We start from the raw sequence: 13,493 nt of genomic DNA on the forward strand, positions 1-13,493 counted from the left end.
GTCAGTATTCTTGCTTGTTATTTATTTTGCTATGCCTTATCTAAAGTATATTCTCTATTTGAATATCCTTAAATTGATTTTGCTTACTTAACCTTACGCCAATGAAAGGTTACTTTTCTATTATTTATTTTATGATGCCTAAGTATGTAATACTAACCTTTGTACCTTTGTTAATCTCAGAAGTTATGTGTATTTTATCATTAAGATTATCACAAATACATTTACACATATAAAGACCTATGCCAGAAGATCTTTCTTCTTTTCTTCCATTACAGCCTGTAAAAAATGGATCAAAAACTCTAGGAATCTCCTCAGTTTTTATTCCAACTCCTGAATCCTGTATATAAAGTGTAATCTTATCCTCACTCTGTTCCGCATAAAAGCATACCTTCCCTGCTGATAATGAATACTTTATAGCATTACTTAATATTTGCACAATAACATATTCACTCCATTTTCTATCTGATAAAATATAATATTCTTCTGGAATATTAACCTCTGGAAATACATTAGCATAGATGAAATTTCTTTTTTGTGAATTAATACTCTTCTTGACTAGTTCCTTTAAATTTATACCTTCTGGAAGATAGTCTTTAGAAAACGCTCCAAGTCTAAATATATTTAATGCCCCTTCTAAATTCTTTTGTAATAAACTATTCTCATCCCTTATATCCTTAACCACCTCTTCATCAGGTAATTTTTCTATTGCCAAATTTATTACTGCAACAGAAGTTTTCATATTATGAATCCACTCTATAAGTAATTTTTCCTTCTCTTCATTATTGTTTTCTAAAGTATATATTTTTGAAATATAATCGTTATGAACTTCCCTAATTTCATCAAATACTTCTTCAAAAATACTATCTCCAACTTTATAATCAGGACTTGTTTTTACTTCTTCAAGGGATTTATAAAATAATTTGTATATAAAAAATTTATAAATTAAATATACCCCTAAACAAAATGAACACATTAAAATAGGATAAAACATAAAATCCTTATCATATAGAAAGTAATAAAAGAGTATTATAGAAAAAGAATTACATAAATAAAGGCAAATTGAAACTTTCTCCTTTTTTAAAGTAGATCTTAGTAATTTACCTAAGGACATAGCCAACCCCCCTCTTCGTTTCTATAGTTAATTTTATTCCCTTATCCTTAATCCTTTTCTTTAACCTTGTTATGTTGACTGTTAAAGTATTATCATCTACAAATTCATCCTCATCCCATAATGCTTCTAACATTTCTTCCCTTTTAACTACTTTTTCATAATTAGTAAAGAATATCTTAATGAGCTTGTATTCATTTTTAGATAAAGGAATACTTTCATTATCTACTCTTATTTCCATACTCTCACAAAAAAGCTTTATATTCTTAACCTCAATAATATTTTCATTAAAACTATTTGTTCTTCTTAACACTGCATTTATCTTTGCTAAAAGTATGCCCATGCTAAAAGGTTTTGTTATATAATCATCTGCACCTAAATCTATCCCTCTAATTTGTTCTCCCTCTTCACTTCTTGAAGAAACTATAATAATAGGAGTATTTAGCTTTTTTCTAATTACCTTTAAAAAATAGAATCCATCAAACTTGGGAAGATTTATATCCAAAAGTATTAAATCACTTTCTGATTTATATATTTCCTCCTCAACATGATTAAAATCTTTTATTTTTTGAACTGAATAATCATAAGCGCTTAAATATTCTTCCATATATTTTATTAACTTAATGTCATCTTCTATAAGTAAAATTTTTTTTCTCATCTCTAACCTCTTTTATAAAATTCTTTAACTTTCTTTTAATATCTTTTGTATATTTTACCACACCTAAAATATGTGCATTACGTCATACATGCACACAAATTTATGCCATTTACTATGAATATTGTAAGTTCACCATGTCAAAAAAATGATACCATAAAGTAATCTTCTAAGACTATTATGTACTTACATCCTAATTAGCTTTGTTCTTTACCAGATCTCCTAAATATCTTATTAATACATAGAAAACTATTATAACCGCTATTACGTCTTCTACTTTTATAAGTACCGGTAATATATCAATTTTAACACCCTGATTTATTAGAAATCCATTGCTTAGTTTTAAAGCTAAGGCTGAAATTACCAGTGGAAAGGTAAATCCTGAATAGCTTGGGTAGAATTTTAATTTTAGCAATCCCACAAGTTTGATTAATGCAAATATATAAAAACATTGTGATAAAACTAATAACAACCAGAATATAAATAAATTCTTTTGGTCAAAAGCATTTAGGTATCCAGCCAGGCATAAAGATCCTGGTGCTGAAAAAATTACAAGGGTTGGTAATGCAGGCTCAGGGATTTCCTTTACTACAAATACCCGTTTCCCGACTACAAATATCAGAATTAAATAGGAAACAACTGCAAACCAAAATGCATATTGCCCTACTGTCTGATTAAATGCTTTCCCGGTTACAGCTGCAACTGCTATACCTACATAAACAATAAACCAGCTTGGTAATACTTGTTTAATATTAAATTTCCTTATAAATTTCATTGAAAATCTAATCATTAAAGCTATATGAATAAGGATTCCTACTATCCATACTGCATATGCAACACTACCGTTATACGGCTTAACATATGTTGCCAGAAGCATTATGCCCATAGAATATGTTTGAAATACCGAGGCTCCAATAGGGTTGTCCAATTCATTCTTTAAGCCCTGAAAATCATATACAAATTTAACTGTTGCAACTATGAATAATATTGCAGAAATTGCTCCCATTATGTTTCTATAAACATCTCCATATGATTGAACTAAATTGCCTAAAGCAGCAAATGCAAGCATTAACCCTACCACAGGCATATGTATTTTCTTCAAAAAAACTTTCACTAATATCCCTCCAAAATTATTCTTCTATTTTTATTACGCCATCTTCAATCAGTTCTCTTGCAACCTACTCTGCAACCTTGTCAGTTATAACAATGCAGTGTTGCTTTCTTTCAGGTTACTGAAAATTATCTCCTGCCCATTCACGTGTGATAACACGACAGCATAAAGACTTGTATTCTTATTTATAAGAACTTGCTCCCCCCCTACCTTCTCTTTATTTAAATAAATCATAATTTTGCCTCCCTTATTTTTTTAAAAATTATGCTCCCAATTTTCATTAAACTTAAATACCTTAGCTGGTCTAAAAGGTTTCCCCTCTATTTTCTCATCTGTTTCTATAATCATTTCTCCCATTTTTCTTCTAAAATTTAATATTTCTCTACCCATTATTGCTTCATAAACATTTTGTAATTCCTTAACTGTAAATAACCTTGGCAGAAGATTAAAAGCAATTGGTGTATACTCAACTTTATTTCTTAATCTATCTATTCCATTATCTAAAATTTTGTAATGATCATATGCTAATTCTTCTGTTGAATTTTCTAATAGTTTATAAGTTATTTCCTTTCTCTGCAGAATATTTTTTTCTACCTTCTCGGATACCTCATAATTAATTTCTACTTTTTCATCTATAGATTTAAGTGATAGATTATATATTTTTCCCACATAATCTTCATAAGTTTTAGAACTCATAAGATTTTTATTTATCCAAAACCACATGCCTTCTCTTTCTTTATCTATTTCTGAACCCTTTATACATTTCTTTTCTATTAATGCAATATTTCCTACACTAATAACTCTAGTTCTTTTATCTCTATTAACATCTCCAAATGTATACAATTGTTCAGTGTACACATTGTCTATTCCTGTTTTTTCTTTAAGCTTTGCATATGCACCATCTTCTAAGCTTTCATCCATATTTACAAAACCACCTGGTAGTGCCCAATTATTTTTATAAGGGTATTGTTCTCTTTTAACTAAAATAACCTGCATTCCCTTCTTCGCTACTTTCCTATTATTATCCTCACTTTTATCCTCAGTTGTTAAAATTATAATATCATTTGTAACACTTGGCCTTTTATAATTGTTTTCATCATAGGTTTTCAAAAACTCTACTTCTTTGTTAACAAAATGTTTATCCAAAGTTTTTACACCTCAACTCATTCTCTTTTAGTTAATATCACATTGATACTATGTGTTCATCTTATTCTTATATCCTTAATTTGTCAACACTTGTTTTAAATTAAAAAAATAAAACTCCAACCTAATAAAGGTTGAAGTTTTTGTTATTCAGTTATTATCTCCACTCCAAAATGATCTGAAATAACATTATAATTTTTAGAATTAAATATAACTTTACTACTAACTACATTAATATCTTCAGTTGATAATATTAAATCTAATCTTTTTGAGTCACTGTTATTCTTCCATCCATCAATTTCCCCACCAACAGTTATCCCATTATCCTTATCTTTTGCAATGTTATAGGTATCTACTAAACCTTTGTCTAATAAATAATTATATCCTTCTCCTATAATAAATGCATTATTATTAAAATCTCCCATAATAAAGTTAGTATTAGATTTAGATATATTTTTAATTAGCTCATTTGCTTGGTATTCAAAAGGTTCTTTATCATCACCCCACCAACCTAGGTGGCAGCTATATATATCATAATTTTTATCTTTGACTTCAATAGTAGCTTTAATAATATTTCTACTTTTATAAAAGTTTTTATCTTTACTTTTTGATATATAAAATGAACTACTATTTTTTATATTTTTATTAGTTAAAATTGCTAATCCTTCTTCATATATATCATAGCCTATATGGGAAAAATCCCATATATAACTATAATTATATTCTCCTAAAAATTCTAACTCTTTAACTAAAAGATATACAAAATTATCTTCTTTTATATTGTCTTTAACTACTTTTGAATCTATTCTTTGACTTATTTCCTGAAGAGCCACAACATCATACTGCTTTTCTTTTATAACTTTAGCTAAATACTTGATCTTCTCTATTTGGTTTTCTTCTTGCCATGAATGGCAGTTTAATGTTAATAGCTTCATTCTCTACACTCCTAAAATATCTTGAATAGTAGATTTTAATATATCTGCCTTAGGTCCATATATTGCTTGAATCCCATTATCCTTTCTTATAAGCCCTATAGCACCATTTTTCTTCCATTCTGCTTGATTTGCAACTTTATTAGGATCTTTTACAGTAACACGTAAACGTGTCATACATGCATCTATCTCTTCTATATTATCTTTTTCTCCTAATAAAGAAATAATCTTAATTGCTTCTTCATCATTTGCTGTTGCTTTATTTTTTGTATTTCCTACAACTTCTTCATTTTCTGAATCAATATAATTTCCTTTACGTCCTGGAGTTCCAATATTGAACTTACGTATTAAGAAATTAAAAGTAAAGTAGTTTATTCCAAAGAATGCCCCGCAACTAATGAAGAAATTAATTAAATCTTTTACTAGCCCTGCGTTTACCATCATTGGTACACGTGTTATAAATTCTATAAATCCAAAAGAATGTACTCTTAATTGGAACACATCTGCTAATGCAAATCCTATACCTGTTATTATTGCATATACAACATATAATATTGGTGAAATAAACATAAACATAAATTCAATTGGTTCTGTAACACCTGTTAAAAATACTGCAAGTGCTGCTGATATGAATATTGTCTTATACTTCTTTTTCTTATCTTCATCAACATTTTTATACATTGCAAGTGTAACACCCATTAATGATGCTGTTGATAATATTACTTGTCCAAGTTTAAATCTTGCTGGTACTACTGACCCTAAAAGATTATTATATTCAGTAATATTTCCTGAATCCTTTAAGTTTATTAAATCTGTAATCCATGCTAACCATAATGGATCTTGACCTGATACTACAGTTCCTGCTGCTGATCCTGTTACTATTTGATAAACTCCGCCTAGCTCTGTATAATTTATTGGTACTGTTAACATATGATGTAATCCAAATGGTAATAATAAACGTTCTAATGCTCCATATAAAAATGGTGCTAATATTGGTGCTGTATCTTTTGACTCTGCAAGCCAAAATCCAAAACCATTTAATAATCCTTGTATCATTGGCCATATAAGTGCCAATATTATTGCAACTACTGTAGATGCTGCAATTACTACAAAAGGAACAAATCTTTTTCCATTAAAGAATGCTAAAGCATTTGGTAATTTATCGTAATTGTAATATTTATTATATAATACCGCTCCTAAGAACCCTGAAATTATACCTATAAATACTCCCATATTTAAAGCTGGTGCTCCTAATATACTTGTAAAATAATCTTTAACTACTAATGATTTTCCCAAAAATGAATTTACTGTTGCTGTTTTATCTGCTAACATTACTGAATTTACAGCAAATAATGCTCCGGTTACACGATTAATTAATATAAATGATAGTAACCCTGCAAATGCACCACCGGCTTTTTCTTTAGCCCATGAACCCCCTATTGCAACTGCAAATAATATGTGTAAATTCCCAATAACTGCCCAACCTATATCTTCCATAACTCTACCTATGGTATCCAAAATAGCTATATCAAATGACATACCTATTAATTTACCAACTGAGATCATTATTCCTGCTGCTGGCATAACTGCTACTACTACTAATAATGACTTCCCAAATCTTTGCCAAAAATCGAATGAAAACAAACTTGCTTTTTTCTTTGTATTACTCATATTATTATACCCCATTTCTATTATTTTTTTTATATTTTATATAATCTTGATTCATATGGCTTCATTGTAAATTCGGTTATTTCTTCATGAACATCTATATCATAATTATTAATTAATAACTTATCATAATTTAATTTTATATCCTTATTAAAGTACTTAGTCTCCTTAGTAGATAAATTAACTATTATCACATATTTTTCCCCATTTAAAGTTCTTGTATATGCATAAATATTTTCATCATCTTCTAATATTAAATCATATACTCCATAGACAAGTGCTAAATTATTTTTTCTTGTTTTAATCATTTTCTTATAAAAACTTAATATAGATTTTTCATCTTTACCTTGAGCTTCTACATTTATTTCCTTATAATTTTCATTTATCTTAATCCAAGGTTCATTTGTGGTAAACCCAGCATTTTTGCTACTATTCCATTGCATTGGAGTACGCGCATTATCTCTTGAAATAGCTCCTATACAATTCATTGCTTCCTTTATATCTAATCCTTGTCCCAACTTTTCTTCATATATATTTATTCCCTGTATATCATCATAATCATCAATAGAATCAAATTTTACATTTGTCATTCCAATTTCTTGACCTTGATATATAAATGGAGTTCCTTGTTGCATAAAGTACATTAATGCAAAAGCTGTTGCACTTTCTCTCCAAAACTCTTTATCATTTCCCCATCTAGATACTACTCTTGGTATATCATGATTTTCAATAAATAAAGCATTCCATCCATTTCCTTCTAATGCCTTTTGCCACTTAGTTAAAATCCCCTTATATTTCTTAACATTAAATTCTTCATTTTTTTCATCATCCCAAAGCTGTAAGTGCTCAAATTGAAATAACATATTAAATTTACCATTTTCATTTCCTACCCATAAATGAGCCTCATCAGCACTTACTCCATTAGCCTCTCCAACTGTCATTACTTCATATTTAGAAAATGTATTTTCATTTAATTCTTCTAAGTATTCATGTATTCCATTAACATTCATATGTTTTTCAAAAGAAGATACATACTCTAACCCCTGTGGATTTGGCATATCTACAAGACCATCTTCCTTTTTTATATGACTTATAGCATCTACTCTAAACCCATCTATTCCTTTATCTAGCCACCAATTAATCATTTTATATAATTCGGCTCTAACCTCTTCATTTTCCCAATTTAAATCAGGTTGTCTTTTAGTAAATAGATGTAAGAAATATTCTTCTGTTACCTCATCTAACTCCCATGCTGATCCCTTGAAAATGCTTTCCCAATTGTTAGGTTCTCTGCCGCATTTATCTTTATCCCAAATGTACCAATCTCTTTTCGGATTATTTTTAGATGACTTAGATTCTATAAACCATTCATGCTCATCACTAGTATGATTTATTACTAAATCAATTATTAACTTCATATCTCTTTTATGTACTTCTTTTAATAGTTCATCAAATTCATTCATAGTTCCAAAATCAGCCATTATGTCTTGATAATCACTTATATCATAACCATTATCATCATTTGGAGATTTATACATTGGACATATCCAAATAACATCTATACCTAAGTTTTTTAAATAATCAAGTTTTGATACAATTCCTTTTAAATCACCTATCCCATCATTATTTGAATCCTTAAAGCTTCGTGGATATATTTGATATGCCACAGCTTCCTTCCACCAGTTCCTTTCCATAAAACTCCCTCCTTTATGCAACCGTTTGCCTAAGTTGTAAAAAAATATATATACAGTTTTTTATGTACATATTGATACTTATTTTTTATTCCTATTGACCTTCGTTTATTAATGTCTTTATCTAATATATTCAATATATCACCTTTCGTAAACTTTTACAAAAAACCTTTACTTGATTTTCGGGCAAATTTTCAACTTTTTTTCAAATTACCTTTATATATCTTTATCATGCTCTCTTTTTTATGCAACCGTTTGCCTAAATTAAAAAACTTCTCAATCCTATATCTTACGGATGTAATTATTAATTTTTTGCACTATACTTTACCCCTAAAATTATCTAATACTAAATTATTAGCTTCCTTCGTATAGCACAAAAACCTCCAATACTCTTTGATTAGTTATTTATTGATTTTACTATGCCTAATAGATTCCCTCTCTATTAATTCAGTTTCAATAATATAATATTTCTTATCTAATTCTCTATTTTCTAATTTATCTATTAAAAGCTTTGTAGCATAATATCCTAATTTTTCTGCATTAATATCCACGGATGCTAATGGAGGAGTTTGATACTTTGCTAATGGGCTATTATTAAAACTAGCAACTGCTATGTTATTAAGACCCTTTTCCCCTAAAGCTCTTTGTATCCCAAATGCCATTAAATCATCAGTAGCCACTAAAGCTGTTGGTATCATTTTATCCAATATTTTTATAGTTGCCGTATATCCAAGTTCTTCAGTAAAATCACTTTGTTCAACAATAAGATCCTCTATTATTGGGATATTTGCAGTATTCAACCCTTGTTTATACCCACTCAATCTATCCTTTGAAAAATTCAAATCTTCTTTAGCACCTATAAATCCTATATTTTTATGACCTTTTTCTATTAGCCCTTCAACAAGATCTTCCATGGCTTTATAATTATCATTATCTACCCACAACATAGTATTAGGCTCTTTTGGCCTACCTATTACAACAAAATTTGCATTTATATCCTTTAAGTAACTTATACATTCATCATCATCTGTTACCTTCAGCAAACATAATCCATCTACAAGATTACTCTCCGTAAATTTCTTTATCCAATCATTATCATTTGAGCCTTCTTCTTTAAATGCATACATTATATAATAATTTTCTTTCTGAGCGCAAATACTTATTCCCTTCATAGCCTGAATAAAAAATGGATTCTCAAATAAATTTTCAGCTACATCTGCTAATACAACCGCTAAAATTCTTGTTTTATTATTAGCTAAACCTCTAGCTATAATATTTGGAGTGTAGTTTAGCCTTTTAATAACCTCATTTACCTGTTGCTTTTTCTCTTCACTTATCTTATTACTATTTGATAAAACCCTAGATACTGTAGATGTAGCAACATCTTTTATTGTAACTGCCATTTTTACATCTCCCTATTATATACCGTAATCTGCACGTTAATTCCTTATATTTTCTATATTATTAATTATAGACTATGTATTATTGTTCATAATTAATAACTACAATATTCACCAAACATCTTTTTATAACTTGATTTATTTTATGATGCCTTATAAACATTCTACAAAACTTTTCTTCACTAGTAAAGAAGTAATATTTTAAAGTATAACAAAAAATGAGGTGTCTAAAATAGAAATTTAATTTCTATTTTAGACACCTCTTATATTATGCAGCTAAAACTTCACATTCACATTTACCTTCCTTCTTTTTCGCAGCTCTTATCTTCATCTCTTCAGCATAAGCAACAAAGGAAAGAAGGATAACTCCCATAAACAGCGCAACATAGAATACTATAAATACGTCGTTCCATCCATGAAGATTTATACCAGCTATATTTACACCTGATGATTTAGGATCTGCTATTTTAGCTAATATAACCTTAGCTGTAGAATCTCCAAATAAGTATCCAAATGTACCACTTAATCCATTAGCAACTGCAATTGACCTCTTAGGGGCAAATCCTACAAGTGATATACCTATTAATAATTGAGGTCCAAATATTAATACTCCAAGAATAAATAATGAAACATTTACCATTGTAACACTTGTTGCATATCTATATCCTAATACAGCAAAAGAAGTTAATATTAAGCAGAATACTGCAACTATTGCTCTTCTTCCATTTAATAAGTCAGATATAAATCCCCATGTAAAGCTACCTACAAGTGCTCCCATTTCAAAGTAGAATATTGTATTTACTGCATCACCCATTGCAAAGTGTAATTGTTCTGTAACATATAAGGGCGCCCAGTTATCTATACCTATACGCACTATATAAACAAAAACGTTAGATACACATAAAACCCAAATCCAAGGATTTCTTAAAACATATTTTCTAAATATTTCAAATTTAGTCATTGTTTCTAATTCTGGATTAGTTTCAACTATAACCTCATCAAATATTTCTTCTGCTGAATTCCAGCCTAATTCTTCAGGCTCGTCTTTACCAATGAATAAAACAGCTATACCAACTATTGCTGCTACTATAGCTGGAACTATAAACATACCTGCTACTTTACCATGGAAGAATGTATTAGCTCCCCATAATGCTAGCATACCTGCTAATCCTCCACCAATATTATGTGACATATTCCAGATACCTAAGTATCTTCCTCTTTTTTTAGATGGTGTCCATCTAGTAATTGTAGAATAAGAACTTGGTCCACCTGGTGCTTGGAAAAATCCACTTAATCCCCATAATATTAGTATAGCTCCAGTAGGTTTCCTACCCGATAATAAAAGAATTCCAATTACAAATACCATTGTGGCTGACATAACTAATAATATTGACATTATACGTTTTGCATTTTTGCCATCAATAAAATAGCCTAAAAGAGTTTTTCCTATAGCATATGTTATAGAAAACCCAAAACCTATATATCCAAGTTCTGATGTAGTAAATCCAAGCTCTTGCTTTAATAAAGGTTGTCCCGCTTTAAGATTGTTTCTAATTAGGTACATGCTAGCATATACCGCAATTAGAACAAAGAAGGCTTTTAAAAACTCCTTAAACCACAGCTTCCTTTGCTCTTCAATTGATACAGATACACCCTTTTTATTAATACTAAAAAAATTAACTATTTTGTTCATTTTTATTCCTCCTGTTGTTAAAAATTTTAATAAATTTGATTGTATACTTAAACTAATTTAAGTTATTCCACATCTTCATTAACTTATCTCTGTCGTTACTTGCTTTTGAAAAGTCGTAATCCCTATATATGTCTAAATCAGAAAAGTTTATACCTTCCGTCTCTTTAATATCCTCTCTAGTAGACATTCCCTTAGATATATTTGTTAAAGTATCCCCTATTTCTTTAGAAGTACAAAAGTCTATAAAAAACTTTCCTACATTACCATTAGGTCCATCTTTAATCTTTGAAATTGCATCTATATTCCAGCCACCATTTTTTGGTACACTAGTTTCTATATTAAAACCCGAGTTTTTAACTAACAGTTGATCCCCAAGAAAATTTATGGCTATTAGATATTCTCCTGTGGCAACCTTTTGCGCCGGAGTATATCCATTTATTGTTATCCTGCCCACATTAGCTTTTATTCCCCTTAATAGTTTTTCAGCTTTTTCTTCACCCATACTCTGCACAAGAGAGGCTATCATTGTATAAGCTGTTCCAGATGTGTTTGGATCTGGAATTACTATTTCACCTTTATACAAAGGATTTAATAAATCCTCATAGGTTTCAGGAATTGCTAATCCTTTACACTTAAACTCTTGGTTCCACCTATCCTTATTAACTGCAATAGATAAGGGTTCTACTTCAAAACCAGTCCAGTATCCTTGTTTATCTTTATATTCACTTTGGATACTATCATAATTTTTGGAAGTGTATTTTTCTGAAAGCTTTTCCTCTTTTATTAAATCATGAGCGTCACAGGTTCCCCCCATAAATATATCTGCCTTAGGATATTCTTTTTCCGCTTTAACTCTAGCTACAGCTTCCTGTGTAGGCATTCTCATATATTCATAAGTACACCCAGTCTTCTCTTTAAAAAGTTCTAAAATTACTCTTCCGACTTCGTCTCGCGATGCAACATACACTACTAGGTGCTTTCCTCTTAGGTTAGGATAACCATCTTTGTAAGTTACTTTCTCAGAATTATTACTACAGGCTGTCATATTTAAAGATATAACTATCATAAAAATAGCACAAATAATTTTTATAAATTTCATATATAGTCCTCCTCAGCTAAAAGTTATCTAGAATCATCATTACCTAAATTTTCGCATATATCCTTTAGGTTTCCTCTCATATATATATGTCTTCCATTTTCATCACCCATATATTGAACAACGAAAAAGTCATTATCATACACATCAATATTTACCATATTATAACTCTTAACCTTTAGAAGATTATCATCCTCTTCATCAATATAAATTTTTATATGTGCTAAAGCTTCTTTCTTATCTGTTGTCAAAGCTATAATCTCTTCATCATTCTCAAGCTTTACCGACTTATCTATTATGTTTTTTATACTTTCCTTATCATCGTTTACTATTTTTTTGATTTGATTATTCGAGTTTACAATAGTCACTCTGTTACGATAATTCATAAATTTTCCTATATTATAAGGGGAGTACAGATAACCTAACAAATTATTTCTTAAGCTATTTATCATAGGTAATTTGTAACTATCATAGTATGTATAATTATTTAAAATTAATATATTGCTTATTTCGAAGTTATCCTTCATGCCGTTTAAATAGTATACCGTTCCCTTAATCTGAACCTCATTATTTTTATTGATATGGTTCTCTTCACCAATAGAATCATTTGTAATCTCATTTATTGAATCCCATATATTTTTTATAGAATTCTCATCCTCAAAAACATAATCACCCCATCTTTCATTAGACATTTCAATTTTTACAGGTATAGACATATTTATTTTCTTCAATACTTCTTCTTTGTCCTGTATTATTGTAACTTTATTATATAAATCACTATAATTCAGATTTGTTATTATAATACAAAGAAGTAATATAACCATATATATGCCTGCAATTTTAAATTTCGAATTAATCCTTTTCATTACTTGTTCCTCCTATTATAATAAAGGTTCAATTTATTATAAATATTTCATAAATGTTTCACAATTGTAACATTTATCGTTTTCATAGATTTAGGCACTTGAAAAAAATAACAGACTATCAAATTGGTCT

The 13,493-nt window shown here is 29.1% G+C and carries 11 protein-coding genes; all 11 read right to left on the minus strand.

Translation table 11 applies throughout. The annotated features are described in order from the left end of the window. Nucleotides 1-124 precede the first annotated feature (124 nt). The 11 genes from BLS77_RS06080 to BLS77_RS06135 all read right to left on the minus strand — a co-directional run bounded on the left by BLS77_RS06080 (nucleotide 125) and on the right by BLS77_RS06135 (nucleotide 13,363). On the minus strand, nucleotides 125-1,111 hold the full coding sequence (locus tag BLS77_RS06080) for a sensor histidine kinase (protein ID WP_089966980.1): 987 nt from the start codon (nucleotides 1,109-1,111) through the stop codon (nucleotides 125-127). Beyond that, the gene (locus BLS77_RS06085) at nucleotides 1,098-1,766 is read right to left on the minus strand and encodes a response regulator transcription factor (RefSeq protein ID WP_089966982.1); all 669 of its coding nucleotides are present in this window, start codon (nucleotides 1,764-1,766) and stop codon (nucleotides 1,098-1,100) included. The genes BLS77_RS06080 and BLS77_RS06085 overlap by 14 nt, the downstream gene beginning before the upstream one ends. A 190-nt stretch (nucleotides 1,767-1,956) precedes the next feature. Continuing rightward, nucleotides 1,957-2,850, minus strand: coding sequence for a TDT family transporter (locus BLS77_RS06090; protein WP_207720424.1), 894 nt, complete (start codon nucleotides 2,848-2,850; stop codon nucleotides 1,957-1,959). A 279-nt stretch (nucleotides 2,851-3,129) separates the two neighbouring features. Beyond that, the gene (locus tag BLS77_RS06100; RefSeq protein ID WP_089966986.1) at nucleotides 3,130-4,020 is read right to left on the minus strand and encodes an NUDIX hydrolase; all 891 of its coding nucleotides are present in this window, start codon (nucleotides 4,018-4,020) and stop codon (nucleotides 3,130-3,132) included. A 143-nt stretch (nucleotides 4,021-4,163) separates the two neighbouring features. Then, a complete protein-coding gene (locus BLS77_RS06105; RefSeq protein ID WP_089966988.1) occupies nucleotides 4,164-4,952 on the minus strand; it encodes an endonuclease/exonuclease/phosphatase family protein in 789 nt (262 codons plus the stop codon). A 3-nt stretch (nucleotides 4,953-4,955) separates the two neighbouring features. After that, nucleotides 4,956-6,620, minus strand: coding sequence for a PTS transporter subunit IIBC (locus BLS77_RS06110; RefSeq protein WP_089966990.1), 1,665 nt, complete (start codon nucleotides 6,618-6,620; stop codon nucleotides 4,956-4,958). 29 nt (nucleotides 6,621-6,649) lie between these two features. Continuing rightward, nucleotides 6,650-8,311 (minus strand): glycoside hydrolase family 13 protein, encoded by a 1,662-nt coding sequence (locus BLS77_RS06115; RefSeq protein WP_089966992.1) that lies wholly within the window; start codon nucleotides 8,309-8,311, stop codon nucleotides 6,650-6,652. Between the two features lie 398 nt (nucleotides 8,312-8,709). Continuing rightward, the gene (locus BLS77_RS06120) at nucleotides 8,710-9,711 is read right to left on the minus strand and encodes a LacI family DNA-binding transcriptional regulator (protein ID WP_089966994.1); all 1,002 of its coding nucleotides are present in this window, start codon (nucleotides 9,709-9,711) and stop codon (nucleotides 8,710-8,712) included. A 265-nt stretch (nucleotides 9,712-9,976) separates the two neighbouring features. Next, complete coding sequence (uhpT, locus tag BLS77_RS06125) at nucleotides 9,977-11,401, minus strand: hexose-6-phosphate:phosphate antiporter (RefSeq protein ID WP_089966996.1); 1,425 nt, start codon at nucleotides 11,399-11,401, stop codon at nucleotides 9,977-9,979. Between the two features lie 52 nt (nucleotides 11,402-11,453). Continuing rightward, on the minus strand, nucleotides 11,454-12,500 hold the full coding sequence (locus BLS77_RS06130; RefSeq protein WP_089966998.1) for an ABC transporter substrate-binding protein: 1,047 nt from the start codon (nucleotides 12,498-12,500) through the stop codon (nucleotides 11,454-11,456). Nucleotides 12,501-12,523: 23 nt separating this feature from the next. Then, on the minus strand, nucleotides 12,524-13,363 hold the full coding sequence (locus BLS77_RS06135; RefSeq protein ID WP_089967000.1) for a DUF3919 family protein: 840 nt from the start codon (nucleotides 13,361-13,363) through the stop codon (nucleotides 12,524-12,526). Between the last annotated feature and the right edge of the window lie 130 nt (nucleotides 13,364-13,493).

Origin of the sequence: Clostridium gasigenes (assembly GCF_900104115.1) — a bacterium.
Lineage (GTDB): Bacteria > Bacillota > Clostridia > Clostridiales > Clostridiaceae > Clostridium > Clostridium gasigenes.

What these genes read in the sequence shown, in the direction of transcription:
- BLS77_RS06080 (WP_089966980.1), bottom strand. Translation starts at nt 1,111, where the DNA reads ATGTCCTTAGGTAAATTACTAAGATCTACTTTAAAAAAGGAGAAAGTT.
- BLS77_RS06085 (WP_089966982.1), bottom strand. Translation starts at nt 1,766, where the DNA reads ATGAGAAAAAAAATTTTACTTATAGAAGATGACATTAAGTTAATAAAA.
- BLS77_RS06090 (WP_207720424.1), bottom strand. Translation starts at nt 2,850, where the DNA reads ATGCCTGTGGTAGGGTTAATGCTTGCATTTGCTGCTTTAGGCAATTTA.
- BLS77_RS06105 (WP_089966988.1), bottom strand. Translation starts at nt 4,952, where the DNA reads ATGAAGCTATTAACATTAAACTGCCATTCATGGCAAGAAGAAAACCAA.
- BLS77_RS06110 (WP_089966990.1), bottom strand. Translation starts at nt 6,620, where the DNA reads ATGAGTAATACAAAGAAAAAAGCAAGTTTGTTTTCATTCGATTTTTGG.
- BLS77_RS06115 (WP_089966992.1), bottom strand. Translation starts at nt 8,311, where the DNA reads ATGGAAAGGAACTGGTGGAAGGAAGCTGTGGCATATCAAATATATCCA.
- BLS77_RS06120 (WP_089966994.1), bottom strand. Translation starts at nt 9,711, where the DNA reads ATGGCAGTTACAATAAAAGATGTTGCTACATCTACAGTATCTAGGGTT.
- uhpT (WP_089966996.1), bottom strand. Translation starts at nt 11,401, where the DNA reads ATGAACAAAATAGTTAATTTTTTTAGTATTAATAAAAAGGGTGTATCT.
- BLS77_RS06130 (WP_089966998.1), bottom strand. Translation starts at nt 12,500, where the DNA reads ATGAAATTTATAAAAATTATTTGTGCTATTTTTATGATAGTTATATCT.
- BLS77_RS06135 (WP_089967000.1), bottom strand. Translation starts at nt 13,363, where the DNA reads ATGAAAAGGATTAATTCGAAATTTAAAATTGCAGGCATATATATGGTT.